19 protein-coding genes and 1 other annotated feature are annotated in these 25,693 nt (G+C 43.1%); of the genes, 8 read left to right on the top strand and 11 right to left on the bottom strand.

What is annotated here, in order from left to right; all coding sequences use genetic code 11:
- Positions 1–32: 32 nt before the first annotated feature.
- Positions 33–776: an SDR family oxidoreductase gene (locus tag J7E52_RS13855; RefSeq protein ID WP_214747355.1), complete on the bottom strand. Its 744-nt coding sequence runs from the start codon at positions 774–776 to the stop codon at positions 33–35.
- Positions 777–937: 161 nt separating this feature from the next.
- On the opposite strand from J7E52_RS13855, the gene J7E52_RS13850 reads away from it, so the two are divergent.
- Positions 938–1,057 carry a DUF4023 family protein gene (locus J7E52_RS13850; protein ID WP_061465287.1) on the top strand — a complete coding sequence of 40 codons (120 nt, stop codon included), beginning with the start codon at positions 938–940 and terminating at the stop codon, positions 1,055–1,057.
- A 51-nt stretch (positions 1,058–1,108) separates the two neighbouring features.
- Here the strand turns inward: J7E52_RS13850 and J7E52_RS13845 are convergent, their stop codons facing one another.
- The 4 genes from J7E52_RS13845 to brnQ all read right to left on the bottom strand — a co-directional run bounded on the left by J7E52_RS13845 (position 1,109) and on the right by brnQ (position 6,695).
- Positions 1,109–1,804 carry a hypothetical protein gene (locus J7E52_RS13845; protein WP_214747590.1) on the bottom strand — a complete coding sequence of 232 codons (696 nt, stop codon included), beginning with the start codon at positions 1,802–1,804 and terminating at the stop codon, positions 1,109–1,111.
- A gap of 220 nt (positions 1,805–2,024) precedes the next feature.
- Positions 2,025–3,941: a vWA domain-containing protein gene (locus tag J7E52_RS13840; protein ID WP_214747353.1), complete on the bottom strand. Its 1,917-nt coding sequence runs from the start codon at positions 3,939–3,941 to the stop codon at positions 2,025–2,027.
- A 15-nt stretch (positions 3,942–3,956) separates the two neighbouring features.
- On the bottom strand, positions 3,957–4,823 hold the full coding sequence (locus J7E52_RS13835) for an ATP-binding protein (RefSeq protein WP_214747351.1): 867 nt from the start codon (positions 4,821–4,823) through the stop codon (positions 3,957–3,959).
- Between the two features lie 540 nt (positions 4,824–5,363).
- Positions 5,364–6,695 (bottom strand): branched-chain amino acid transport system II carrier protein, encoded by a 1,332-nt coding sequence (brnQ, locus tag J7E52_RS13830; protein WP_214747349.1) that lies wholly within the window; start codon positions 6,693–6,695, stop codon positions 5,364–5,366.
- A gap of 355 nt (positions 6,696–7,050) precedes the next feature.
- Here brnQ and J7E52_RS13825 point away from each other — a divergent pair, with 355 nt between their 5' ends.
- Complete coding sequence (locus J7E52_RS13825) at positions 7,051–7,617, top strand: sugar O-acetyltransferase (protein WP_214747347.1); 567 nt, start codon at positions 7,051–7,053, stop codon at positions 7,615–7,617.
- A gap of 48 nt (positions 7,618–7,665) precedes the next feature.
- Here J7E52_RS13825 and J7E52_RS13820 read toward each other — a convergent pair whose 3' ends face one another.
- The gene (locus J7E52_RS13820; RefSeq protein ID WP_214747345.1) at positions 7,666–8,310 is read right to left on the bottom strand and encodes an SDR family oxidoreductase; all 645 of its coding nucleotides are present in this window, start codon (positions 8,308–8,310) and stop codon (positions 7,666–7,668) included.
- 359 nt (positions 8,311–8,669) lie between these two features.
- Between J7E52_RS13820 and J7E52_RS13815 the strand changes: the two genes are divergently transcribed.
- The 3 genes from J7E52_RS13815 (at position 8,670) to J7E52_RS13805 (ending at position 10,053) form a co-directional block, all read left to right on the top strand.
- Entirely contained in the window at positions 8,670–8,933 is a 264-nt protein-coding gene (locus J7E52_RS13815; protein WP_214747343.1) for a CD3324 family protein, read from the top strand.
- Between the two features lie 159 nt (positions 8,934–9,092).
- Entirely contained in the window at positions 9,093–9,728 is a 636-nt protein-coding gene (locus J7E52_RS13810; protein ID WP_214747341.1) for a FusB/FusC family EF-G-binding protein, read from the top strand.
- 91 nt (positions 9,729–9,819) lie between these two features.
- The gene (locus J7E52_RS13805) at positions 9,820–10,053 is read left to right on the top strand and encodes a hypothetical protein (protein ID WP_214747339.1); all 234 of its coding nucleotides are present in this window, start codon (positions 9,820–9,822) and stop codon (positions 10,051–10,053) included.
- Between the two features lie 21 nt (positions 10,054–10,074).
- Here the strand turns inward: J7E52_RS13805 and J7E52_RS13800 are convergent, their stop codons facing one another.
- Both J7E52_RS13800 and gltB read right to left on the bottom strand, forming a co-directional pair.
- On the bottom strand, positions 10,075–11,556 hold the full coding sequence (locus J7E52_RS13800) for a glutamate synthase subunit beta (RefSeq protein ID WP_214747337.1): 1,482 nt from the start codon (positions 11,554–11,556) through the stop codon (positions 10,075–10,077).
- Between the two features lie 16 nt (positions 11,557–11,572).
- The gene (gene gltB / locus J7E52_RS13795; RefSeq protein WP_214747335.1) at positions 11,573–16,123 is read right to left on the bottom strand and encodes a glutamate synthase large subunit; all 4,551 of its coding nucleotides are present in this window, start codon (positions 16,121–16,123) and stop codon (positions 11,573–11,575) included.
- Positions 16,124–16,256: 133 nt separating this feature from the next.
- On the opposite strand from gltB, the gene gltC reads away from it, so the two are divergent.
- From gltC to J7E52_RS13780, 3 genes are all read left to right on the top strand, one after another.
- Entirely contained in the window at positions 16,257–17,159 is a 903-nt protein-coding gene (gene gltC, locus J7E52_RS13790) for a glutamate biosynthesis transcriptional regulator GltC (protein WP_214747332.1), read from the top strand.
- 136 nt (positions 17,160–17,295) lie between these two features.
- The gene (locus tag J7E52_RS13785; protein ID WP_214747329.1) at positions 17,296–17,790 is read left to right on the top strand and encodes a spore coat protein; all 495 of its coding nucleotides are present in this window, start codon (positions 17,296–17,298) and stop codon (positions 17,788–17,790) included.
- A 129-nt stretch (positions 17,791–17,919) separates the two neighbouring features.
- Positions 17,920–18,519, top strand: a complete 600-nt coding sequence (locus tag J7E52_RS13780; RefSeq protein WP_214747326.1) for a hypothetical protein — start codon at positions 17,920–17,922, stop codon at positions 18,517–18,519.
- Positions 18,520–19,231: 712 nt separating this feature from the next.
- On the opposite strand, the gene J7E52_RS13775 is transcribed toward J7E52_RS13780, so the two are convergent.
- From J7E52_RS13775 to leuS, 3 genes are all read right to left on the bottom strand, one after another.
- The gene (locus tag J7E52_RS13775) at positions 19,232–19,501 is read right to left on the bottom strand and encodes a DUF2712 domain-containing protein (RefSeq protein ID WP_214747323.1); all 270 of its coding nucleotides are present in this window, start codon (positions 19,499–19,501) and stop codon (positions 19,232–19,234) included.
- 124 nt (positions 19,502–19,625) lie between these two features.
- Positions 19,626–22,544: a S8 family serine peptidase gene (locus J7E52_RS13770; RefSeq protein WP_214747320.1), complete on the bottom strand. Its 2,919-nt coding sequence runs from the start codon at positions 22,542–22,544 to the stop codon at positions 19,626–19,628.
- 336 nt (positions 22,545–22,880) lie between these two features.
- Positions 22,881–25,295, bottom strand: a complete 2,415-nt coding sequence (gene leuS, locus J7E52_RS13765) for a leucine--tRNA ligase (RefSeq protein ID WP_214747317.1) — start codon at positions 25,293–25,295, stop codon at positions 22,881–22,883.
- 53 nt (positions 25,296–25,348) lie between these two features.
- Positions 25,349–25,580: a binding site (T-box leader), on the bottom strand.
- Between the last annotated feature and the right edge of the window lie 113 nt (positions 25,581–25,693).

Below are 25,693 nucleotides of genomic sequence, written 5' to 3'. Positions count from 1 at the left end.
ACGTTGCTTTAGTTGAATTACAAGCAATTAAATTAAATGAATCCACCATTCACCCTAATCGTCTGACCCGTAACCCACTGAGCTTGATCACTGACCAAAAACGAAACCACATTGGCAATGTCATCCGTTTCACCTAAGCGTCCGAAGGCATTCATTTTTTTCATCCCTTCGATTTGCTGCTCCGATTTTCCTACATTAAATAACTCTGTGTTAACCGGTCCTGGAGCAATCGCATTGATCGTAATCCCTTTTGGGCCGAACTCTTTGGACAGATGTCTTGTGAATTGTTCCACCGCCCCCTTTGTACCTGCATACATGCTATACGAAGGAAACATTTGACCTATTACAGAGGTTGAGATATTGACAATCCTGCCATCGGCCTCCATATATTTCAGGGCTTGTTGGCAAGCGAAGAATGTACCCTTCACGTTCACTGCAAATTGTTTATCAAAGTCTTCTTCCGTTGCTTCGGAAAGTGGTTTATTCATCATCAGTCCCGCATTGTTCACTAAAATATCGATTTTCCCGAAAGCTTGGGTCGTTTCTTCGAAGAGATTTTCGATACGGGAAACCTGGCTGATATCGGCTTGAATAGAGACGGCTTCCCCACCCTTTTCCTTAATGCCTTGCACAACTTCATCCGCTTTATGTGCACTGCCTGCATAGTTGATCACCACTTTTGCACCCAAATCTGCAAGCTGTTCTGCTATGGCGCGACCGATCCCTCTTGATGAACCTGTGACCAATGCAACTTTTCCACCCAACCGATTTTCCATTCATTTCCCTTCTTTCTTTTCTGGTTTCATTTCAAAAAAAACTTTTCAGTCCATATATTACCACCTTTCCTTTTTACAAGGTAGTCAGATCCCTTGCATACTCATGAATTCCACCTCTTCTGGTTATAGTAAAAAAGAAAATAACGGAGGAGGTACATTCCATGAAAAGTTCAAAGGAATTTGTTGAAAGCATTCAAGAGCAGCAGAAAAAGGAAGAAGGCAATTTCCGCCGTCAAGGCAATGGGAATCCCGCTCAGAAATTACCGAATAAAAAACATTAATGAAGCCCATCTTCAAAAGATCCCAGCCTTTAAATTAGGCTGGGATTCTTTTCACTCCGATGTACTTTTTTTCTTCTTCATCTCTTCGATTTCTTTTGAGAATGTGTCTTCTATCTCTTTTTTATTTCCATATAAAAAGAGGTTATCCCCTAATTTGATTTTATACTCATATAACTCTTTCCTGATTTTCACTTCTCCGCTTTCAATAAATAAAATATTGATGTCCGCTCCTTTTGATATGACATCAAAGGCTTTGACATCGATGAATTCGGAGTCCTCATAAATATCGATTTCCATGACCACATCTTCATCTTCTAAAAACAGGATCTCCTCTATCGGGTGTTCCCATAATTCATAATGATTGTACATTTCACTTTTCATCTTATTCGATATTCTATTATGCAGGAATGGAGATTTCACTAATACGACTAAGACCACCAGTATCCCTATAATGATGCTTAACTCCATCAAGCGCAGATCATCCGTAAGCAATGTACTGATCGATGAAATGATGACAGCAAGTGAGAAAGCACCAAATAAAATTAAGAACATGCTTATTTTCCTTCGAACGGGATGATCAATGATGGATTTTGACTCGTCAGTTGTAAAACCAGTACCCGTCAGCATGGAGATAACCTGAAATCTGGCCACTGTGCTTTTTAATCCAGTCAATTTCAGCAAGGTAACCGATATTTCAATAACAAGAACAATGATTATAAGATAAAGTAACATAAAAAGTAAATTCATCAAAACGATCACTTCCTCATTTATGGTTTACCCTAATCCCGCCAAAAAAATCGCATTCGTTTTTTCAAGTTTCAATCAATATATCACTTACTGCAAATAACTGCCATGAACAACAAAAAAAAACGCAGTAAGATCCATTTAATCCTACTGCGTTTTTTACTTATATTCTAATCAAATGCATTTTCCCGATTAAATGACGAGAGTGAGGGAACTTGGTTTCTCATATGGTCTTCAGCAGCAGTTTTTTTAACAGCGGTGTAAATTGCTCTGGCAATTCCGCTACGCTTGGAATCATTAGGCGTTCTTTGCCATAGATGTTTTTCATCGTCATTTCTTCACTTTCCTCGATGCCTCCATCCGCTAAAAACAGGCCGATGACTTCTATGCCTTTTTTCCTGGCCTCAGAAACTGCAAGATGTGTATCGACAATGCCATTTTGATCATAATCGGCAGCTGCCGGCTCACCATCGGAAAACACAAGCAAGAACCGGTTTTTTTCGCGTCTTTTTTCCAATTCCATTGCGGCAACCCTGATGCTGTATCCGTCCCGGTTGTCTTCCTCAGGTTCAAGCTGCATGATTTTAGCTCCGGAGTTTAGATAAAGAGAATCGGAATGGGACTGGATCACGTGGAAGTAGTTCGGCTGATATCCTTCTCTCACTTCATTTGCATCTTCCCAAAATCCCACGATCGAGTGGGGGATCCTTAATTTCTTCAGTACTTCATGAAACAGGACCACGCCTCGTTTCGTTTCATCCATTTTGTTATGCATGGAAGCCGAGCAATCGATAAGCAATGTGAATACGGCATCCATTTCATTGGAATCCTGGTTCTTTTTATAAAAGACCCGAGGATTATCTTCAAATACAAGCGGCAGTAATTTCTTTGATAAACGGCCAAAAACCAAATCTTTTCTTGGTGCGTTCTTTTTATTTTCCAGTGTCTTTTCTATTGTACTGGAGAGCTTTCTCTTAAACGGTTCGATATCCGCAACAAACTCACGGTAGCGTTTCTCTTCCGTTAGTGTTGGTATTTTTGCTTCCTTGATCACTTGGACGACGTCTTTATTTTCTTCACCAAATGGATGTTCACCACTTTTGCCCATATTGGTTTGTTTCTTCTCCAGCGTTTCCTGCTGATTGTATTCCTTTTGTTGACTTTCCCCTGATGAACCCTGAATCGAAGCCAGTGCTTGGTCGGCATCTTCCGCTTCCCGGGCACCGCCGCCCATCAAACTTGTTTTCGTTCCCTGCTCCAATTCAAATTGAAGAAAAGTCGAATTACTCTCGCCGTTCTTATTCTCCCGGTGCCAAGTCGAGAATTTTTCATCAATGAAATCACTTTTTTCTTCGTCTGCATCTTCTGCATCATCATTCAACAGTTCATCATTTCTAGTCAGTTCATCAAATAAGGTATTTGCCTTATACTTTTCCACATTTGCAATGGGGAAGATGAAATATTCATTCATCGTATCCTCGTATCCACCGTTCACACGGAAAACGATTTGCTCGCAAATCCTCGTGATGTCACTGGTTTTAGTCGCTTCAAACACAGAATGGATGAACGGTTTGAGTTTTTCCAGTTCTTCCAGCTGCCTTACATTGACTCTTGGGAAAATCGGATCCGGCCTGTCAGATTGAAGCAGTAAATATATGAGGCAGTATAATTCATCCAGTGCAAAACTTCTGGTGACATTCGTCGCCAATTGGCTTTCGAAATATTGTTTAAGGTAAGCCCCCCTTACCGAAAACCATTTTTTCGTGCCTGGCCTATCCTTCTTCACCAATTCTTCCAATCGCAAGTCTTCCAGTAAAGCGAATAATTGGGCTGCAAACTTCGGAAGCGAACTTTCCCCAATGATGTCCTGGTACTCCTTCATGCTCGGGATCGATGAATGATGCAGCGTACCTATCGTTCTAAGGAGCACGTCCGTTTTCAATCCCGCTTCCTTCACTTCCTTATTTCCATTTTCCCAAAAATGGCTGGCTGTGACCTTATTCTCGATCAGATCTATGAAGGAGCCATAATTGTATTCGAATTCCAGCTCAGGAATGCCGGATAAAACAGTCGAGAGATCCTGCAGCTGTAAAAAAAGAGCCGTATCTATTATTGAATCATTGAACCGGATATACTTCATGAGGCATTCTCCTAGTTAGAATAATGTGTCAGCCAAGTTCTTCACAAACTCACGCTCCCGTTCCTCGTCCAACTTATCCACAATGGAACGAAGAATCGCCCGTTTCGGCGGGATCAACACACTCAGATCGCAAGCATCAAGCAAAGCCCTGATCGATGCCGCATCTTCAGCCACCTTCCCTTGATTCACGGCATGTATCAAATCACTCGACAGCTTAACGAACAATTCGATGCTTCTTGGGTCCTTCAACTTTGTATTGGTTTCTATCAATTGCTTTAACTGCTCCCCTTCGATATAAGGAACTTCAATTACGACAAACCTATTTTTTAGCGCTTCATTCAGCGGCACTGTACCGACATAGCCTTCATTGATTGCAGCAATCACATTAAAGCCTTCTTTTGCCGTTATGACTTCATTCGTGAACGGATTCGTTATCGTCCTTCTGTAATCAAGCACACCATTGATAAGCGGCAGAGTTTCCGGTTTTGCCATGTTGATTTCATCTATATATAGGAAGTGACCGTGATTCATTGAATTGGTCACAGGTCCAGGTACGAATTCTATCACCTGTTTTTCCTCTTTGTAAGCCAGCGTCTTGAAGCCCAATAAGCTTTCGGCATCCAAGTCGACTGAGCAGTTCACACTGAACATCGGCTGGTTGAATAAATTCGATAATGTCTCGGCAAACTTTGTCTTTCCAGCCCCTGTCGGACCCTTCAATAGGATATTCTTCCCCATGCTCAAGGCCGTGATGGCATCCACCATCAACTCCATCTCGGGAGGCAGATATCCGCCGCTCCTGATCAATTCCTCAAATTGAGCAGGATTCTTTTTGCTTGCTTGTAATATATTTGCGATTTCTATTGGTAATCGATTGATCATTGTGTTCCTACACCCCTTTGTGAACATTTTAAGGCTCTTTCCCATTAAAAACAAACACTAAGAAAAGGAGCTGTCAACAAGACAGCTCCCAGACTGTGACAAACTCAAAAGAAAAGCATGTTTGCCTGTAGTTTTTTCTAAAAAAACATTCCAGTTGATTGGAACGGAGGGTACGAGACTCCTGCGGGAAAAGCGTGTCCAAGGGAGACCCCACAGGGCGCAAAGAGCGCCGAGGAGGCTCCCGGACCGCCCGCGGAAAGCGAGTGCCTGGAGTGGAAATCCGCTCCCTTTACTTCGATTGTCTGGAGTCCTCCTCGTCGCAAACTCCTTTGGTATCTCGGCTAGCCAGTTATTCAGCAGGAGTGTCGCAAATTTTTTCAATCCAGTGATGATTATAGTAAAAAACATTAAGGATAATCTAGTCTTGTTTTAAAATCATGGTTCCGGATGAGACTATTCCAGAATCCCCTTTTGTCGACAAACTGAAGAGCTGTTATCGAGACAGCTCCTTTCATGATTTAAAGTACATTCTAATGACCCTTAATAAGCTTCCTTAGGATCTCCTTTCAATAGGTAAACCATATAGCCCAATACACCGCCGATGATGGCAGGAATCACCCATCCTACCCCTACACTATATAGTGGAAGGTATTGAGTGAAAAGGTCCGAAACAGCGTCCATTTTAACGCCTGAGGCCATGAATCCATCAATTATGCTGATGATGGCCGTTAATAATAAGCTTCCTAAATATACCTCCGATTTCCCTTTGAAAAGGGAATGGAAGAACGTTAGGACAATCAAAACGATCGCCACGGGATAAAGCGCCGTTAACACAGGCACTGTAATGGAAATGAGCTTGGTCAAACCTACATTGGCAACAGCCGCACTAAAAACAGAGAAGATGACGACATATGATTTATACGATACAGCAGGAAGTATTTTATTGAAATACGTAGCACAAGCCGTTATCAAACCGATGCTTGTCGTTAGGCATGCAGCAATCACAATCAAACCTAACAACACGGCACCAGCCGGTCCGAAAAAATGATTCGAGGCTTGAGCCAAAACGTCTCCGCCATTACCCAACTGACCGAGTTTTTCCACACTTGTTGCCCCGACATAAGTCAATGACGTATAAACGATCACCAACAATGTGGCAGCTATTAAGCCGGCTTTCATACAGAAGCCTAACACTTCTTTTCTTGATGTTATGCCTTTATCTTTGATCGCGTTGATGACAATGATCCCAAATGCAAATGCGGCAAGCGTATCCATGGTCAAATATCCTTCTTTAAACCCTTTGAAGAAAGAATTATCTGAATAATCTGCCACTGGTGACTGGATTTCACCCATTGGGTTAATGATTGCAACCACAATGAGAATCCCAATGAAAATCAATAATAACGGTGTTAATATTTTTCCGACGATATCCAGCATTTTTGATGGATTGATGGATAATAAACAGGCAAGTCCAAAGTATATGATCGTGAATACCAGCAATGGTAAAAAACCGACATCATTGGAAAGGAAAGGCTTAATCCCTATTTCGTAAGATACACTTCCCGTTCTGGGAAGCGCAAAAAGCGGCCCCAAAGATAAATAAAGAACGACCGTGAAAATGATGCCGAATAACGGGTGTGCCCTGCTTGCAAGCGATTGAACATCAGTTTTTCCCGAAAAACCAAATGCCAATATTGTAATGAATGGCAATCCAACTCCAGTAATGATGAATCCTAAACTGGCCGACCATAAATTGGTCCCGGCGGATTGACCGAGCATGGCAGGGAAAATTAAGTTTCCTGCACCAAAAAATAAAGCAAAAAGCATTAACCCTGTTACAATGATAAAAGAAAATGGTGCTTTTTGTGACATATAAGAGCCCTCCAATGATTTGATTATCTTAACGAAGAAAAGAGTTGTCCATCAACCGGTAAAAAAAGTGACATGAACTACGAACCTATTCTACCTATTTGTTAAAATGTACCTACATGAAAACTATGAATCATCCATAACTCTCCTTACTATAAAATCCGTCGGAAAGTTTGTCAAAGCTATTTCATTAATTATTCGGAAAAATCTTTCTTTTCTCACTTCTTTTTAAGAAAATGAGAGAGGCATTTAGATTCAACAGAAAAGTTGAGTAAAAAGCACTGCAATTTATTTTGCAGGAAAAATATTTTAATATTTATTCAAACTATATATAAACAAGAAAATAGGAGGAGTAAACATGAATACCGAAAAAGAAAAGATGATGAGCGGGGAACCTTACATGGCCGCTGATCCGGAATTAATAAAAGATAGGAAAAATGCCAGAAAGTTGACCCGGTTATACAATCAGACAACGGAAAGCGAAGGGGATCAAAGAACTGCACTGCTGAAACAGCTTTTAGGTTCCACCGGGCTAAATGTATATATTGAACCCACTTTCCGTTGTGACTATGGATACAACATTTCTGTCGGGGAAAACTTTTATGCTAATTTCGACTGTGTCATTTTGGATGTTTGTGAAGTGAAAATTGGCAGGAACTGCATGTTGGCTCCCGGAGTGCATATCTATACAGCCACACATCCGCTGGATCCCTTTGAACGCAGTTCTGGAGTGGAATACGGAAAACCGGTTACGATAGGGGATCATGTATGGGTTGGCGGAGGGGCCATCATCAATCCTGGCGTAACTATAGGGAATCATTCCGTCGTCGCTTCAGGGGCCGTCGTAACAAAGGATGTTCCTGAAGGCGTTGTTGTCGGTGGAAACCCAGCGAAGGTCATCAAGCATATTGAAGGAATTAAATAAGCAGAGCTCACTCCCCCTAAGTGGGGTGGCCCTGCCTCCTTTTTTTTCTTAAACTTTCCTCAAAGCTTCCGCGATTTCAGTATCACCAGAGATTAAATCAAATGAACGCTTGTAGGTATTTTCTTCAGTTAAAGAAGCAAGAATCGTTCGAGCCACATCTTCACGTGCAATCGAACCTCTTTCCAATTCTTCGGCAGCGTTCACTTTGCCCGTTCCCGGTTCATTCACCAGTCCGCCTGGCCGAATGATGGTATAATTCAAATCGCTTTGTAACAATGCCCTATCCGCATAATGCTTGGCCACATAATACGGTTTGATGGCTTCATTCCAGTTTTCGCGATTATTGGCCTGAAAAGCACTCACCATGATGAATCGTTTGATTCCCAAGTTTTCTGCCGCTTCAATCGTTTTAACAGCTCCATCCAGATCAATCAACAGCGTTTGATCAGCGCCGGTGCTTCCTCCCGATCCTGCTGTAAACACGATGACATCACAGCCTTTTGCCGCATTCGCAATTTCATCCACTGATCCAGTTAAACTGACGACGGCAGATTCAATTCCATTTTTCGCTAAATGCTTACTTTGTTCTTCTTTACGAACCATTGCCCGTACACTATGATCCGGGCTATCTTTTAATAAATCCACAAGATGTTTACCTATCTGCCCATTTGCCCCAACTACGAATACTTTCATAAAGGTCAGCTCCCATAATGGTTAGTTTGGTTTCCATTAAAATTATTTCATGGACTGGGAACATTATCAAACAATCAGCCCGCCGATTCAGCTTTAACATTGGAAAAGGTTTGGCAACCACTCTTATATATTTTATAATAAGAACAATACGTGTTCTTCAGAAACACAAAGGGGAGGTGTAAAGATGGCAATAAGAATGTTAATGCCACCTTCTGCAGCGTCTCATGCAAAGCCCAGTATTGGAGGCGATACTTTGCATGGGGTTGAATTAAGCTAAACTTAATCGCCCGCCTTATCATTTCTAATATTCGGCTTTGCACCTTATTTCATTCTTAAAAAAGAATAAGGGGCTGGCAGAAATGAAATATGTAAAAGCGACGGCCGTTTTGCCTGAAAAGCTGATCGTTGAAATCCAAAAGTATGTGCAAGGTGAAACCATATATATCCCTAAACCTGAAAATGCCCATCACAAATGGGGAACCCGTTCGGGATCAAGGGAATTGATCGATGACCGAAATGCCTCTATAAAATATGCATTCAAAGCCGGGCATACCATCCATCAATTAGCCGAGGAACATTTTCTCTCCGCGGAAACCATCAAGAAAATCGTTTATTCAAAATAGAATTGCATGGGTAGCACTGATAATGATATCAGTGCTATTCGTATGCCGAGTATGTTTCTTAGTCGTTTTCCCCCTTTTAAAGCAGATGCGATTTCTGTAAAGTAAATAGAAACGGTATACTGTGACAAGTATCGAGCAACAGAAACAGGAGTGAAGAAAATGGAACCTTTTATCAGGAGCGAGCAGTATAACTTCATAAAATCCCAAACACAGATTCTCATAAATGGACACGCGACTGCCAACGATAAGGATGTGATCAACACCCTGAAAACAGTCGCCAAAGAACGAGTACTCGGCTTATTCAGTGACTTGAGCGAAGAGCAAAAACAACTGCTGGATCCAGTGGATACCATCAAAGATTCGGCACAAGCCGAAGTCTTTCTTTTACAGGTAAAGCCATTTGTGATCCCATTTAAAGAAGTCACCGAAAAAACGATAAAAAAATTATTTCCTAAAGCAAAGAAATTAAAAGCCCCTTTGTTGGAAAACATCGATTTGAGAGAGATTACCTACTTGGGATGGGATGATGTCGGTTCCGGAAAGAAATTCATCATCGTACCCCATCATAATAAACTCACCGGATTGCATGGAACCATTAAACCTGCCAACAAAAAAGGGATATGTGCCATATGCAGCCGCTTTGAAGAAGTAGGGATGTTCATGTCTGAAACAAAAGGAACCGTCCAAGGGACATTTATTAAAAAAGGGAATTATATTTGTATGGACAGTATGAAATGCAACCAGAACATAACCACTTTGGATAAAATGACCGACCTAATCGAGCGTCTGAAATAATCCGGAAAAGCAATCCTTCAATGGCGAAGGATTGCTTTTTGGGTTTTGCGTGAGTTTTAGCGCTTTACTCGTGAGTTTGGAGCTTTTACTGATGAGTTTTAGCATTTTACTCGTGAGTTTCGGCGCTTTACTCGTGAGTTTTGGCGTTTTACTCGTGAGTTTTAAGCATTTACTCGTGAGTTTTGGTGCTTTACTCGTGAATTCCGGGCATTTACTCGTGAATTCCGACCGTTTACTCGTGGGTTTTGGCGTTTTACTCGTGAGTTTCAGCGTTTTACTCGTGAATTCTCCATTTCACATTACTACAAAAAAAGAAGCACCATAATGGCACTTCCTTTTTTTGCAATTAAGGCAATACCGATGCGCCCATCAAATAGCGGTCCACTTCTCGCGCTACTTCACGGCCTTCATTGATTGCCCAAACGATGAGGCTTTGCCCCCTCCTTGCATCTCCGGCAGCGAAAACTCCTTCGACATTGGTTCTGTAATCGCCATAAACGGCATCAATTTTTTGATTTACTGTTTCTACGCCAAATTGACTTAATAGCGGCATTTCGGTTCCTTCAAATCCGATTGCGATGAAAACGAATTGTGCTGGCCACACTTTTTCAGTTCCTGGAACTTCCCTGAAAATGTACATTCCGTCATCGCCTTTGATTTTTTCCATTGAGATTGTGTGCAGTTCTTTAACGTTGCCATTTTCATCGGCTACGATTTTCTTTGTTTGGATTGAATATTGACGCGGATCTGCACCGAATTTCGCTTCCGCTTCTTCATACGCATAATCAAGGGAAAATACATTCGGGTAGGCTGGCCACATATTATCGGATGTACGGGCCGTCGGAAGGATTGGATGCTTCCCGAATTGCACGACGCTCTTACATTCCTGGCGAAGGGCAGTTGCGACACAGTCAGCTCCTGTATCCCCGCCGCCGATGACGATGACGTCCTTCCCCTTAGTGTCTATGAACTTGCCGTCTTCAAAATTGGAGTCCAACAGGCTTTTAGTCGAAGTCGTCAAGTAATCCATTGCAAGGTGAATGCCTGATGCCCCGCGTCCTTCAATTACCAGGTCACGCTGCTTTTGGGCACCTGTGCAAAGGATGACTGCATCATATTGATCTTGCAGTTCTTCGGCTGTTATATCTTTGCCCACTTCTGTATTGGTAATGAAATCGATGCCTTCCTGGGTCAATAATTTGATTCGGCGTGCAACGACATCTTTTTCAAGTTTCATGTTCGGGATGCCGTATGTCAACAGCCCGCCTGCACGGTCTGAGCGCTCAAAAACCGTGACCGAATGACCTGTTTGATTCAACTGGTCGGCACTCGCCAACCCTGCCGGGCCTGAACCGATTATGGCAATTTTCTTGCCGGTCCTGCTTTCAGGGATTCGAGGCGTGATCCAGCCATTTTCAAATCCTTTATCGATGATGGTCCGTTCAATATTCTTGATGGTAACGGCAGGGTCGCTTATCGCTACCGTACAAGACCCTTCACAAGGGGCCGGGCAGACGCGCCCGGTGAATTCAGGGAAATTATTCGTTTTCGATAAACGGTTCAATGCTTCTTTCCATCTGCCGCGGTACACCAAATCATTCCACTCGGGAATCAGATTATGAATCGGACAGCCTGTTGTGACCCGGTTCAACTCCATGCCCATATGGCAGAAAGGGGTGGCGCAGTCCATACACCGCGCTCCCTGTGTACTTAACTTTTCATCAGAGAAAGGAGCTGTATATTCTCTCCAGTCGCTTAAACGAGTGAGAGGATTCCGGTCTTTTGGTTTTTCTCGCGGATAATCCATAAATCCTGTTGCTTTTCCCATCTTTCTCTCCCCTTCCTTACTGCATCACAGCTTGTTTAGTGATTTTTTTATCTTGAACGGCATTTGCTTGAAATGCACTCATGATCGCTTCTTCATCCGTTAGCCCTGCACGCTTCTGCTCATTGATGCTTTTGATCATCCGTTTGTAATCTTTCGGAATGACTTTTACGAATTTCTTGGCGAAATCCTCCCAGTTCTCCAGTACATACGATGCTTTGGCACTTTCTGTATAATGAAGGTGGCTGTAAAGCATTTCTTTTACCTCGTTTGCATCATCCATATCATCAAGCGTCTCGAATTCTATCATTTCACCATTGCATAATGCCTTGAATTCTTCTGTATCATCAGCAAGTACATAAGCGATACCGCCTGACATGCCTGCCGCAAAGTTTTTGCCGACGTCGCCCAGAATGACCACGCGTCCGCCCGTCATATACTCACAGCCATGGTCTCCAATTCCTTCAACGACGACATTGACTCCGCTATTCCGCACTGCAAATCGTTCTCCCGCACGGCCATTAATGTAGGCCTCGCCGCTTGTTGCACCGTATAAGGCGATATTTCCGGCAATTACATTGTCCCCAGCCTCGATCTGATTGCCAGCAGGTGCCGTGACAATGATCTTTCCGCCAGATAAGCCTTTCCCAACATAGTCATTGACATCACCTGTCAAATACATCGACATCCCTTTTGGAATGAACGCACCGAAGCTCTGGCCCGCCGATCCCGTAAAACGGAGTGTGATCGTATCTTCAGGCAACCCTTCTTCCCCATAGCGTTTGGATACTTCACTGCCGACAATCGTTCCGACCACACGGTTCACGTTTGTAATCGGGAAGCTGACATCCACCTGGGTTTGATCCTTTAAAGCAGGCTCCACAACTGGTAATATCTCACGGATATCCAATGATTCTTCAATTTTATGGTTTTGAGGAAGTTGATACGTACGTATCCCCTCCGGTTGGAAAAGAAGTGTCGTCAAGTCCAGATGCTTCGCTTTCCAATGGTTTTGTGCCCGCTCGCTCACTTGTAAAACATCAGTGCGGCCGACCATTTCTTCCAATGTTCTAAAACCAAGCTCAGCCATCGTTTCCCGCACTTCCTCAGCGATGAAGCGCATGAAGTTCACGACATGATCCGGATCTCCAGTGAATTTGCTGCGAAGCTCAGGGTTTTGAGTAGCTACCCCGACTGGACATGTATCCAAATGGCAAGCACGCATCATGACACAGCCAAGGACCACAAGCGGTGCTGTAGCAAAACCGAATTCTTCCGCTCCAAGGATAGCTGCCATGACCACATCGCGTCCCGTCATTAGCTTTCCATCTGTTTCAAGGACTACACGGCTGCGCAGGCCATTCAGCATCAATGTTTGGTGTGCTTCGGCAAGGCCCAGCTCCCAAGGAAGACCCGTGTGTTTGATACTCGTTTTTGGTGATGCACCCGTACCGCCATCATACCCGCTGATAACGATGACATCTGCGGCTCCTTTGGCCACACCCGCTGCAATCGTGCCTACGCCTGCTTTTGACACAAGCTTGACACTGATTCTGGCATCACGGTTCGCATTTTTCAAATCATGGATCAGCTGTGCCAGATCTTCAATCGAATAGATATCATGATGCGGAGGCGGTGAAATCAGGCCGACACCTGGTGTGGAACCACGGACCTCTGCAACCCAAGGATATACTTTGTTCCCTGGCAGCTGGCCGCCTTCACCCGGCTTTGCACCTTGCGCCATTTTGATTTGAAGTTCATCGGCATTAACAAGGTAATGGCTTTTCACTCCAAAACGACCGGATGCAATTTGTTTAATTCCGCTGCGGCGGTCATCGCCGTTTTCATCCAGTTGGTAACGGCTAGGGTGCTCCCCGCCTTCACCGCTATTGCTTTTTCCGCCTAAACGGTTCATCGCAATCGCTAATGTTTCATGTGCTTCCTGACTCAATGAACCGAATGACATCGCGCCCGTTTTGAATCGGCTGACGATGGATTCCACGGATTCCACTTCATCTATGGAAATGCTTTGGAGTTTTTGATCGAACGAGAATAAATTCCGTAAAAACCCGAGTCTCTCTTCATTCGCCAAGTTTGAATATTGCTTAAATAAATTATAATCGCCTTTCCGGCAGGCCCATTGCAGTGTATGGATCGTTTTAGGATTGAAAGCATGATGTTCCCCTGTTTTCCTCCATTGAAAATCACTTCCGCTTTCCAGAGTTTGGTCAAGGGAATCGGCTGCAGCTTTCTTATGGCGAATCAACGCTTCATCTGCGATCGTTTCCAAATCGATCCCACTAAGCTGCGATGCCGTACCGCTGAAATAGCGCTCAATCACTTCAGCACCGATTCCTACCGCTTCGAAAATTTGTGCGCCGCGATAACTTTGAATCGTGGAAATCCCCATTTTCGACATCACTTTTACAATGCCTTCTGTCAAGGAACGTACATATTTCCTCACCGTTTCTTCGTAGCTGATGGCCAAACTGCCTTCCAATACCGCCTGCTTATATGTTTCATAAGCGAGGTACGGGTAAATCGCATCCACTCCATACCCGATCAGGGACGCATAATGATGGACTTCCCTTGCTTCTCCCGATTCAACGATAATGCTCACTTTCGTACGGTTCCCATGACGGATCAGCTCTTGATGAAGGGCACTCGCAGCCAACAGGGAAGGAATCGCAGCCTTTTCTTTGCTCATATCCTTGTCAGATAATATCAAAAGGCTGAAACCATCGGTGATCGCTTGTTCCGCTTCACGGCAGATGCGATCGAGTTCGCTCTCTAAATCTTCTGAAAATAAAGTGTGAATGACTTTGCTCCTGAATTCAGGATAGGCATTTTCTTTCAACTGCTGCATTTGACCTGGCGTCAAAACAGGTGAATCCAATTGAATGCGGCGGCTGTTCGTTTCATCCGGTTTCAGCAAATCTCCTTCCGCACCCAGAAATGTCATCGTTGACGTGACGATCTGTTCACGAAGCGAATCCATTGGCGGGTTGGTTACCTGTGCAAAGGATTGCTTGAAATAGTTGAATAGCGATTGCGGGCGATCTGATAAGACCGCTAACGGAATGTCATTCCCCATGCTTCCCAGTGGATCTTTGCCTTCGTTAATGACCGGCAGTAAATATTTTTGGACATCTTCATACGTGTATCCAAACGCTTTTTGCCTGAATAATAAATCACTCAATGGCTCCCCTTCGAGCACTGGTTCTTCGTCACTTAATTGAACAAGCTGTTCGTCCAGCCATTGCTGGTACGGATTTTCCTGAGCCATTTCCGACTTGATCTCTTCATCGGAAACAATACGGCCTTCCTCTAAATCTATTAAAAGCATTCTGCCTGGGCTTAAACGATCTTTATATAATACATTCTCCGGCTCCACATCGATCACGCCGACTTCAGAGGAGAAAATGATGTAATCATCTTTTGTCACATAATATCTTGCCGGCCTTAAACCATTTCGATCCAGGATGGCACCGATTTGCTTGCCATTCGTAAAGGATATGGCCGTCGGACCATCCCATGGCTCCATGAGCATGCTATGATATTCATAAAATGCCTTCTTTTCCTTCGTCATGTGCGGATTTTCCGTCCACGGTTCAGGAATGAGCATCATCGCCGCATGTGCCGGTTTACGCCCTGCAAGCACGAAGAATTCAAGTGCATTATCAAGAATCGAGGAATCACTGCCGTCTATATCCAGAATAGGCAGGACCTTTTGCAGTTCATCCCCGAATGCTTCCGATACAAACTGCTGCTCACGCGCTTTCATCCAATTCACATTACCTCTAAGCGTATTGATTTCGCCATTATGGATCAGGTAACGGTTTGGATGTGCCCGTTCCCAACTAGGAAAAGTATTCGTGCTGAAGCGGGAATGCACTAAAGCGAAAGCCGAAACAAAAGACTCCTGTTGAAGGTCAAGATAAAAAGCATCCACCTGCTCTGGCGTCAACAATCCTTTGTATACGATCGTAGCACTTGAAAGGCTGGCAAAATAAAAACGATTGCCGCGTTCACGAGCCCAGTTTTCAGCTTGTTTTCTGATAATGAACAATTTACGCTCAAAAGCTAAATCATCTGTCAGCCCAACGCTGGCCCCGATGAATACTTGGCGGATCGTCGGACATGTCTCCTTGCCGACCTCCCCGATTTTCGTTGCATCAACAGGAACCGTTCTCCAGCCTAATAGCGTTTGTCCCTCCTGTTCGATAAATGCATTCAAACGAGTTTCGATTTCATTCCGTTCATCATCATCGTTGGAGAAAAAGAGCATGCCTACACCATAGCGTCCTTTTGCCGGCAAATTCATTTCCGGGCATGCCAGCCTGAAATATTCATCAGGAATCTGCACCATTAATCCTGCGCCATCACCTGTAAGGGGATCGCTGCCTTGTCCGCCGCGATGATCTAATTGGCACAGCATATTCAGTCCTTGTTTGACGATGTCATGTGTAGCAAGCCCTTTTAAATGAGCGTATAAACCGATCCCACATGCATCATGTTCAAATTCAGGATGGTAGAGCCCTTGTGCTTTTGGTATTTGATTGTATGTCATATTAATCGCCCCCATCGTATTCTTACACCGTTATGTCACTTACATTTATTCTAGGTTTTCAAATCAATATAAACAATATATAATTCTAATAGAATCTATCTCAATTTGAGATGAATGGCAGGAGGATGAATAAATGGAACTACGACAATTACGTTATTTTGTTGAAGTCGCCGAGAGAGAACACGTCTCAGAAGCCGCAGAGCACCTGCATATCGCACAATCAGCAATCAGCCGGCAAATCTCCAGACTGGAAGATGAGCTTGGCGTTCTTTTATTCGAGAAAATCGGCCGGAATATCCAGTTGACTCCTATTGGTAAAATTTTCTTGATCCATGCCAAAACGGCGATACAGGCGATAGAATATGCCAAATATCAAATTGAGGAGTTTTTGGACCCTGAACACGGAAGCATTAAAATCGGGTTCCCGACCAGCCTTTCCACCCATTTACTGCCTACCGTCATTTCCGCTTTTAAAGATGAGCAGCCGAATATCGGCTTCCACTTAAAACAGGGATCTTATTCCTCTTTAAAGGAAGCTGTCAAAAATCGCGAAATCGGATTAGCCTTCCTTGGGCCGATTCCGACAAACGATCCAGATATTGAAGGTCATATCCTGTTCACGGAAAACATTTCCGCTTTACTGCCCATAACTCACCCATTAGCTGAAAGGAAGAGCCTGCGTCTAAGTGACTTACGAAATGATCCCTTCGTCTTGTTTCCGAAAGGATACATCTTTCACACTATCGCTCTTGAAGCTTGCAAAGCGGCCGGTTTCGCACCGAACATCGCATCGGAAGGTGAAGACATGGATTCCATAAAAGGGCTCGTTTCTGCCGGAATCGGAGTCAGTCTGCTCCCTGACAGTACCTTTTATGAAGTCACTCCAAGACTGACTGTCAAAATTCCGATCGATACACCCGAAGTCAAACGGACTGTCGGCATCATCACTCCCAAAAACAGGGAATTGGCTCCATCAGAAAAACTTTTTTACCAATTTGCCAAAAAGTTCTTCTCTGTTCTCGAGCAATATCAATAAAACATGGCGATCCTTCTAAACTGTGGATGTGAATTGAAGATGTGACAGCTCTTCCCATAAATATTTCACTAGACAACTTACCTAAAGCCCCCTGTTCGAATAGCGTATCTAGATTATTCGTTCAGGAGGAATTTACATGCAACCCACCCATTCACATCTTGCTTGGCATGAAACACTCGAGCTTCATGAGTTGGTCGCCGCCCAGTCCAATGCCCTTATGAAATTTAAAAAAGCTTATCCAAAAATTAAAGACCCCATTTTAAAAACGATTTATAAGCAAACGATCGATTCCCTTACCCAAAACATCATGGAGCTGCTGCAATTTTACCCATTGACCCCTAAGACGCACCGGGATGATGATGTATTAAGGGATGACGCATCTGCCGCTGCTGCCGGGGATTTGCTGGGCTTTGCCAAATCATCGATCAAAAGTTATGCATTGGCGATTACTGAAACAGCCACCCCTTCCCTTCGCAAAGTATTTAAGAAACATTTAAATGGAGCCATCGATACCCATGCGAAGATATTCAACTACCTTTATGAACGAAACCTCTATCCAGCTTACGACTTGAACCAATTGCTTCAAAATGACGTCGATGCTGCCAATAAGGCTCTTTCCCAACCACTCTAAGCAACAAAAAAAGGCAAGCATAACGATTGCTTGCCTTTTTTCCGCGTTCCGATTCCGTTTTTTATTATAGTGTTATAATATACAAGAATTGGTTTTAATTAGGTAAATATTATTCAAGAGGTGAAAATCATGAAAAAGATCTTTTTATCCATCATCCTATGCCTGCTCTCATTTTCTTTAATCGCCTGTAACGCTAATGAGCCAAAACCCGGGAATAACCTTTCAATTCCTGATTTGACAGCAAGGGAAAAAGCCATCCTGGAGAATTCAAGTGAACATTCCTTTCTTATCGATTTCAATGTTGATGATACATACAAGGAGATGTCCGTCTGGGTCGAAAAATATGAATTTGGAAAACTTGTCGAACCTGAAATGGGACGTATGACAACTGCCGTCAAAGATAATGGGACAATCATCTTTACGACTTCCAAAACGGTTGCTGGCCAAAATCCATCGATGTTCAACATCAGCATTCAAAACGACGCTGGTACGGATACAGCTACTTATCCTGAAACCATTGATGAAATGGATTCCAGCGTATGGGGCAGTGCCGGCAAACTTAAAATAAACAGCACAAAAAAGCTTGCATTGGCGAGTATATGTTACACAAGCGGAAATGAAGGCATTCATTCACTTTCCACTGATTTTTATGGTGATAGTGATAGCCATATGGACGAATTGAAGAAATACGATGTTGTCTATCTCCTGAGAAGTGAATTCACTAAATGAGCTGACAAATGCAGGGGCAAGTTGAATCGAACTTGCCCCTGCATAGTTTTTCTTCAATCCTATTTACTGCATCAAAACCTCCCCCATCAGTCATCTTCCTAGCCTTACAGTAATCCCCATTAGCCGACCGACGAATTACATATATCCTGCATCAAGCTGGAGAAAAACTTATACATAAAATCCATGATGTTGTTTTTTAGGTGTGAATATTAATTCAGGAGATGAATAGGGACTGAAGGTGAAAGCTGCTGTTACTCATGCTTTAAGAACAATTCAAGATCGAAGAGGTGGAATTGGCGGATCCAAGAGCAAATGCGAGTCCGCCAAGAGTTGACACCTCCATAAATTTACAAGTTCTGTTATTAAGTCTTTCACTTCTAAATTAATACCATCTACTTTATCTTTGATACATTAGTTAAAAAACGGTCATTTAATGTTTGTCACATTTAATTCTACATCCATAAAAAGGCGGTTGAAGGAAGAAGCATTTGGGTGTAATCTTTTAAAATAAAAAAAACGGAAAGAAGTTATGAAATTGAAGAAAATCATCCTCCTCTTTGCAGCAGTAGTCATTGCGAGCTCTCTTGGACATCAAATAAACGGCGGATATATGGACCCTCGAAAATCCCGCCATAGGTATATACATTTAAAATAAGGAATCCGCCATTTTTGAGCTTTCCTTATAATTTCGGAAGTATTAAATCCCATTAATTTAATCACTATCCTCTTTATTCGTCTGGCGATACTCTGTGCCTGTATATTCGTTGCCTTGCTCTTTCTTAATATTAAAGGAATATCCCGAATTCTCATTCCCAGCTTCAACTGAAAGCGTTCCTAAACCAATTGAGCAAGCTAAAATTGTACCTAATGCTATTACTCTTCTTTTTTCATTATATTTCCTCCTGAAATTATTTTTTGAACAGATTAATGATATAAGAAAGGCGAGTACGTGTAGTTTCAGAATTAAAACGCGAAACTCCAAATCTGACATCATGCAATGACAACGCACAGGCAAAAACACCGCTCATCATCGAGCGGTGTTTTCATTCGTTTTCTCACAAAAAGACCGTTTAACATGTAAGTTAAACGGCCTTCACCACTAATTACTATTTAGATTTTTTAACCGTTACTTTTGTTGCTTTTCCTGTATTGCCCGCTTTGTCTTTTGCTGAGACGTATAATGCGGATCCTGCTTTTTTCTTGCTGATTTTGATGGAGAAGTTCCCCTTATTATCCGCTTTTGCCGTTCCGATGTTTTTATTGCTGTACTTCACGGTAACGGTTGAACCGATTTCCGCTTTACCTGTTACTTTTGTTGCTTTGTCGTTTACTTCATTCACTTTCGGTGCACTTGGAGCGGTTTTATCGAGAACAGTCACGGTTGCCGCCTTGCTTTCACGTTTTGCTAAGTCTGTAGCTGTGACTGAAAGTTTAGTGCCAGCCTTTTGCTTGCTGATTTTCACTTTGAAATTCCCTTTGCTATCCGTGTTACCTGAACCAATCACTTTTTTTGCGCTATTTTTGATCGTGATTTTCATGTCCGCTTGCGATTGACCCGTTACATACGTATCTTTATCACTAAAAGCCTTAACAGTTGGCTTGTTAGGGGTTGCACCCTTATTCACGAAAACTTTGATTGAAGATACTGCTAGTTTGGAAGAATCAGAGATATTCACAGTAAGCTGCTGCTCAGCTTTTTGCACCGGAATAGTAACGGTGAACGTTCCGTTAGCTGCCGCCGTTCCTTTACCGAGCGTTTTGTTTCCGTTTTTCACTTCGATTACTGAACCTTTTTTAGCTGTACCAGTCAGTTTTGTTTGCGTATCCATCAAAAGATTGACTTTAGCTTGTAAATCCACGGCACTAAGTGCACTGTACGCATTCAGCCTTCCATATCCAGATACTAAATCTTTTCCGACAGGCAGTTCTTCTTCCGGTATTATGATTTCTCCATCTTCAGGCTGATAGTCCTCATAAGGGTCTACATTATCTTCTTCTTCAAAAGCGACATATTCCGATGTCTCATGAAGGATTTCCCTTACTTCATTCACTTTCAACCCAGGGTTTCCGGATAATAACAGAGCTGTAGCTGCCGCAACATGAGGAGCTGCCATTGATGTACCATCCATATACGTAACATTCCCATTAGGCACAAGGCTCGGAATGCCTGTCCCTGGAGCGACCATGTCCAAAATCGATCCATAATTGGAATAATCGGATACTAAATCAAGGGCATTGGTTGCACCAACGGATATGGCGTATTTAGATGATGCAGGATAAGAAAGACCCTCCATCCCATCATTACCGCTTGCTACGACTACCATTACATTCTTGGCTGCGGCATGTTTCAAGGCATATTCAATCGTCCTGCTATATTCTCCGCCCAAGCTAAGGTTTATGACCTTTGCTCCATGATCCACGGCATATTTAATGCCTAGTGCAATTTTCTCATTGTCCCCAAATCCTGAAGAGTCCAAGACCTTCACAGGCATGATTTTAGCCACTGGATTGATTCCTTGCATGGAATAACCATTATCTGCTTTTGCAGCAATGATTCCCGATACATGTGTACCATGGCCATTGTCATCGACTGCTTTTTCTTTCTTATCAATGAAGTTCTTACCTGACTCCATTTCAACGACACCCTGTAAATCTGCAAGTGAATCATCGACACCTGTGTCTATAACCGCTACCAATGTATCTTTTAAATTACGTTTCTTAATAAGGTTCTGCAATTTTTCGTTATCGATGTCTGCTCCCTTTACGCCTTCTTCCCCACCGGCGTTATCTAAAGACCATTGATAAGGTGATTGAATGTCGGCAGAAAATGCTTTGTACGTTTTTACCGGTTCGATATATTCCACTTCCGGAAGTTTTTCGATACTGGATAGAGCTGCTGTGCTCATTTTAGCTTGGTTCTTTAATTCTACAACATACATATCATCATACAGAACCTCTTGTTGCTTAGGTGCCGATAATGTTCCATATCCTTTTCCGCTTACCTTGGATTGGACAGCACTTAATGACTTCCCAGGTTTAAGTTTGACGATATATTTGTTCTTTATATTTTTCGAAGCTGGAAGTTCGATTCCCGCTTTGCTTGCGATATCGACGATTCTCTCACCTGCAAGCTTATCAAGGTTGATTTTCTTTGCAATGGCTTCCATATCCTTTTTCAATCCGGCTGGAGCGACGCCTGCCGCCTTATTGAATAAGGCCTTAATCGCTTCTTGCTGCTTGTTGCTAATGACTGCCGTACTGCTTGCTCCATTTTCATTAAGATCCTCAATAAGGGGCTTAATCTCGACTAAGTGATTATAAACGGCTTCCCTTGCCGTTTTATTCCCGGCAAGATGAATGGCCAGGAATGGCGAAGCCTTATAGTATAAAGAGGAAAGGGTGCGTCCCTCAGACGACTTCGTGAGAACTTCATCTCTAAACACGCGGAGTGTTTTCAACATGGATTCTCCCGTTTTCTTATCGTTTACACTCACTTCAACCGGGCATGATTCGAGTTCCTCCCCTTCGTCCCCGGCAGATGGCGGCAATGTCACTGAATGCGCATTGATGGAGTATTCAGCTACATTTTCCGCATCCGGGAGGGGATTTCCCTCATCATCGGTATCGCCGAAATATTCAACTTTAACATAATATGTGCCTTCCCAAGCATATGGGAAATCGACTACGGCTTTTTCATCAGGATAAGAAGAGACAAAATAATCGCTCTCATCTTTTTCTGCTTTTTCTTTATTTTGATATACGGAGATATTCAAGATTTTGTCCGAATTGACTTCGAACTCAATATGGGAAAACTTTTGTATTTCTTCTGTTGTGGGGTTGATTCGGTACCATTGGACATCCGGTTTTTCAAACTTTCCGTCCAGGGTGTCCCCATTTTTAATCATTTCTACATTTTCAATGGGCGTTGCAGCTGCAGCTTGAGAATTTAGCGGAACCATCAAGCTGAAAATCAGTGCAAAAATAAGTACACACGCCGTAATTCGACTCACATTCTTAAATTTCACGGTTTTCCCTCCAATAATTGGTTAAAAAATAACAGTACTATACCAAACTATCACACTGTAAAATTTTATCAACCAATTTTTTCCCTTTTTTATGTCAAATGCTTGATTTATTTGGCCGTCAAGTCGAAAAATGATTCTCATGTACCAATTAAGCAAGATATTTGCGTTTCGATGGTCCTCTCATGACGTATCAGATGCCCAATTGGTAGCTTGATCACTAATAGATTTAAATCGGTGAAAATCCTAACATGGCCTAATCCCTATATTCTGCCTGCTCACGAAAAAAAAGCTGCCCCAGCAGTAAAAATATGCGGGACAGCTTCCAATCAGTTTTATTTAGTTTGCGACGATATTGACTAATTTGCCTGGTACGGCAATCACTTTACGAATGGTTTTTCCATCGATTTGTTCTTTAATGGAATCATCACCCATCGCGATTTCTTCCAGTTTTTCTTTCGTAGTGTCAGTCGGCACCATTAATTTCGCTTTGACTTTTCCGTTGATTTGGATGACGATTTCGACTTCGTTATCCACTAACTTCGCTTCGTCGAAAGCCGGCCATGTTCCGTACGTGATGCTCTCGGAATGACCCAGTTTAGACCAAAGTTCCTCGGCGATGTGCGGTGCAACTGGTGCAAGCAGCTTTACGAAGCCTTCGATATATACTTTAGGTAGCGAATCCGCTTTATAAGCATCATTAATGAATACCATCAATTGTGAAATCGCCGTATTGAATTTCAATTCCTCATAGTTCTCGGTCACTTTTTTAACCGTTTGATGATAGACTTTTTCGAGCTTGCCCGTATCATCGGTCTCTGTCATCTTATCTGTGATCGCACCGTCATCGTTGACTAATAAACGCCAGATACGGTCAAGGAATCTGCGAGAACCGTCCAATCCGTTTGTGGACCAGGCAATCGAAGCATCCAATGGTCCCATGAACATTTCATACATGCGAAGTGTATCGGCACCATGGCTTTCAACGATATCATCCGGGTTCACGACATTCCCTTTGGATTTACTCATTTTTTCATTATTCTCGCCAAGGATCATTCCTTGGTTAAATAGGTTTTGGAATGGCTCCTTCGTTGGCACGACTCCGATATCGTACAGGAATTTATGCCAGAACCGAGCGTAAAGCAAGTGAAGCACCGCATGCTCGGCGCCGCCAATATAAATGTCGACTGGCATCCATTCTTTTAATTTTTCAGGATCTGCGAGTGCTTCCTTGTTGTCCGGATCGATATAACGAAGGAAGTACCAGCTGCTGCCTGCCCACTGTGGCATCGTGTTTGTCTCACGGCGACCTTTTCGTCCATTTTCATCCGTTACATTCACCCATTCCGATATGTTCGCAAGTGGTGATTCACCTGTACCTGAAGGCTTGATGTCCGTAGCTTTCGGTAATATCAATGGAAGATCTTCTTCTTTTATTGGAGACATCGTGCCGTCTTCCCAATGGATGATCGGAATCGGTTCACCCCAGTAACGCTGACGGCTGAATAACCAGTCGCGAAGGCGGTATGTTATTTTCTTCGTGCCGATTTCTTTTTCTTCCAGCCATTTGATCATGGTCGAAATGGCTTCTTCTTTATTCAATCCATCAAGGAATTCCGAATTCACATGAAGTCCATCCCCTGTATATGCTTCACTTGTCACATCTCCGCCAGCTACGACTTCCTTGATCGGCAAGTCGAACTTGACTGCAAATTCATAATCACGCTCATCATGGGCAGGAACGGCCATGATTGCACCTGTTCCGTAGCTGATCAACACATAATCGGCAATCCAGATCGGCATTTTTTCGCCATTTACCGGGTTAATGGCATATGCCCCCGTGAACACACCTGTTTTATCCTTTGCCAGGTCTGTTCTTTCCAAGTCGCTTTTATGTTTCACTTCATCTAAATAGGCTTCAACTGCCGCCCTTTGATCAGCCGTCGTAATTTTATTGACAAACTGATGTTCAGGTGCCAATACGGCATAGGTTGCACCGAATAACGTATCAGGACGAGTCGTGAACACCGTGAATGTTTCATCAAAGCCATCGATATTGAATGTAACCTCCGCTCCCTCGGAACGTCCAATCCAGTTACGCTGCATATCCTTGATGTTTTCCGGCCAATCCACATCATTCAAATCGTCGATCAAGCGGTCTGCATACGCCGTGATACGAAGCATCCACTGTTTCATCGGGCGGCGCTCAACCGGATGGCCCCCACGCTCACTTTTCCCATCGATGACTTCTTCATTAGCCAATACCGTGCCAAGTGCCGGACACCAGTTAACGGCCACTTCATCAATATATGCAAGGCCCTTTTCATATAATTTCAAGAAGATCCACTGCGTCCATTTGTAATAGTCGGGATCTGTCGTGTTTATTTCGCGATCCCAGTCATAGGAAAAACCAAGGGCTTTGATTTGGCGGCGGAACGTGTTGATGTTATGCTCCGTGAATTCAGCTGGATCATTTCCCGTATCGATCGCATATTGCTCTGCCGGAAGTCCAAAAGCGTCCCAGCCGATTGGATGCAATACATTGTACCCTTGCGCCCGTTTCATCCGTGCTAGGATATCGCTTGCCGTATAACCTTCCGGGTGCCCAACATGCAGACCGGCCCCCGAAGGGTATGGGAACATATCCAGCGCGTAGAATTTGCGTTTGCCGCTTTCTTCACCCGTCTTGAATGTCTTATTGCCTTCCCAATACTTTTGCCATTTCGTTTCTATGCTTCTATGGTCAAAACTCATTTGATTTCCTCCTAATTTCCGTTTAAAAAACAATAAAAAACCCCTCATCCCAAAATAGGGACGAGAGGATTATGTATATCTTCCCGCGGTACCACCCACATTGGCGATAGCTAAAATCCGCCCAGCTTAAAACATCCGTAACATGGATTTAAACGCCAGGCATTACTTTTTACCTTCACACCCGGGACTCCAAGGCGAGTTCACGACCATCCCAGATTGACTTTCACCATCCGTCAACTCTCTTTACTGGTTTAAACCGCTACTATTCCTCATCATAGTCTTTATGAGAATATTGCATTTTATTTCATTCTAGTCAATTTCACCGATAATTGCAATAGCCGTACATAAACATTATCGACAGGTTTTTCATTATATATGCGAATTCAAGTAAATTCGTG

This window comes from Bacillus sp. ISL-34, from assembly GCF_018613325.1.
Classification (GTDB): domain Bacteria; phylum Bacillota; class Bacilli; order Bacillales; family DSM-1321; genus Peribacillus.
Note: the sequence above shows the minus strand (reverse complement) of the source record. Positions and strands in the feature narration are given on the sequence as shown.

Coding starts and splice junctions, on each gene's coding strand:
- J7E52_RS13855 (WP_214747355.1), bottom strand. CDS start 776: ATGGAAAATCGGTTGGGTGGAAAAGTTGCATTGGTCACAGGTTCATCA.
- J7E52_RS13850 (WP_061465287.1), top strand. CDS start 938: ATGAAAAGTTCAAAGGAATTTGTTGAAAGCATTCAAGAGCAGCAGAAA.
- J7E52_RS13845 (WP_214747590.1), bottom strand. CDS start 1,804: ATGAATTTACTTTTTATGTTACTTTATCTTATAATCATTGTTCTTGTT.
- J7E52_RS13840 (WP_214747353.1), bottom strand. CDS start 3,941: ATGAAGTATATCCGGTTCAATGATTCAATAATAGATACGGCTCTTTTT.
- J7E52_RS13835 (WP_214747351.1), bottom strand. CDS start 4,823: ATGATCAATCGATTACCAATAGAAATCGCAAATATATTACAAGCAAGC.
- brnQ (WP_214747349.1), bottom strand. CDS start 6,695: ATGTCACAAAAAGCACCATTTTCTTTTATCATTGTAACAGGGTTAATG.
- J7E52_RS13825 (WP_214747347.1), top strand. CDS start 7,051: ATGAATACCGAAAAAGAAAAGATGATGAGCGGGGAACCTTACATGGCC.
- J7E52_RS13820 (WP_214747345.1), bottom strand. CDS start 8,310: ATGAAAGTATTCGTAGTTGGGGCAAATGGGCAGATAGGTAAACATCTT.
- J7E52_RS13815 (WP_214747343.1), top strand. CDS start 8,670: ATGAAATATGTAAAAGCGACGGCCGTTTTGCCTGAAAAGCTGATCGTT.
- J7E52_RS13810 (WP_214747341.1), top strand. CDS start 9,093: ATGGAACCTTTTATCAGGAGCGAGCAGTATAACTTCATAAAATCCCAA.
- J7E52_RS13805 (WP_214747339.1), top strand. CDS start 9,820: ATGAGTTTTAGCATTTTACTCGTGAGTTTCGGCGCTTTACTCGTGAGT.
- J7E52_RS13800 (WP_214747337.1), bottom strand. CDS start 11,556: ATGGGAAAAGCAACAGGATTTATGGATTATCCGCGAGAAAAACCAAAA.
- gltB (WP_214747335.1), bottom strand. CDS start 16,123: ATGACATACAATCAAATACCAAAAGCACAAGGGCTCTACCATCCTGAA.
- gltC (WP_214747332.1), top strand. CDS start 16,257: ATGGAACTACGACAATTACGTTATTTTGTTGAAGTCGCCGAGAGAGAA.
- J7E52_RS13785 (WP_214747329.1), top strand. CDS start 17,296: ATGCAACCCACCCATTCACATCTTGCTTGGCATGAAACACTCGAGCTT.
- J7E52_RS13780 (WP_214747326.1), top strand. CDS start 17,920: ATGAAAAAGATCTTTTTATCCATCATCCTATGCCTGCTCTCATTTTCT.
- leuS (WP_214747317.1), bottom strand. CDS start 25,295: ATGAGTTTTGACCATAGAAGCATAGAAACGAAATGGCAAAAGTATTGG.